Consider the following 877-nt stretch of genomic DNA (forward strand, 5'->3'; position numbering starts at 1 on the left):
AATCCCGAAGGTGGGGGTGCGTTTCGGCGCGTGCTGGGTAGAGTCCGTCCACATGGAGCACGAGGTGTTCGTTCCGGTTCCGGCCGAGCGGCTCAGGGAGGTGCTGGACGACCCCGCGCGGGTCGCCCGGGCGGTTCCGGGGCTCCAGCAGGACGCCGGCGCCGAGCCCGTCACCGGGCGGCTGAAGATCCGGGTCGGCAGCCACTCCGTCACGTACCGGGGTGCCGTACGGGTGTCCCGGCGGGACGACGGGGCGTACGCCGTCGAGGGCGACGCCACGGAGGCCCGCGGCAGCGGCTCGGTGGAACTCGCGCTGCGGATCGCCCTGCGGGACGCGGAGGACGGCACGACGGTCGTGTTCGACGGTACGGCCGCCGCGGACGGACGGATCAAGGATCTCCCGTCCGACGCGGTGGAGGGCGCCGTCACACGCCTGCTGAACTGTTTCGCGGAAAACCTGGCCGCGGCAGCCCCGGAAACGACCACGCCCCTCGTCACCCAGGACTTCGAACCCCGCGCCACCACCGACTACGAGACGACCCCGGACGCGGACGACGCGGCTCCACCGCCTCCGCCTCTGCCTCCGGCGGGGGCAGAGGGCGGCGCAGTGGCCGGGAAGGACGCGGCTTCGGGGTCTGCGGGAGGTGGCTCGGCCGGCGGCCCGGCCGACGAGAGCCGGACCGCCGCAGGGGCTGCCGAGAAGACTCCCGGGACCGCCCGGGACACTTCCGCTCCCGCACCCGACGACAAGACGCCCGCTCCCGCACCCGACGACAAGACGCCCGCCCCCGGGCCCGACGACAAGACGCCCGCCTCCGGCCACACCGCCGACGGCACTCGTGCCTCCGGGGCCGGCGACGAGCCCTCGGCTCCGCGT

General features: G+C 74.9%; 1 protein-coding gene. It reads left to right on the forward strand.

Going from position 1 to position 877, the window contains the following annotated elements:
* Positions 1 to 52 precede the first annotated feature (52 nt).
* Positions 53 to 877: SRPBCC domain-containing protein (locus CA983_RS48765; protein ID WP_244207372.1), on the forward strand; the 825-nt coding region annotated here is incomplete at its 3' end.

The sequence above is a fragment of the Streptomyces swartbergensis genome, from assembly GCF_002148965.1.
Classification (GTDB): domain Bacteria; phylum Actinomycetota; class Actinomycetes; order Streptomycetales; family Streptomycetaceae; genus Streptomyces; species Streptomyces swartbergensis.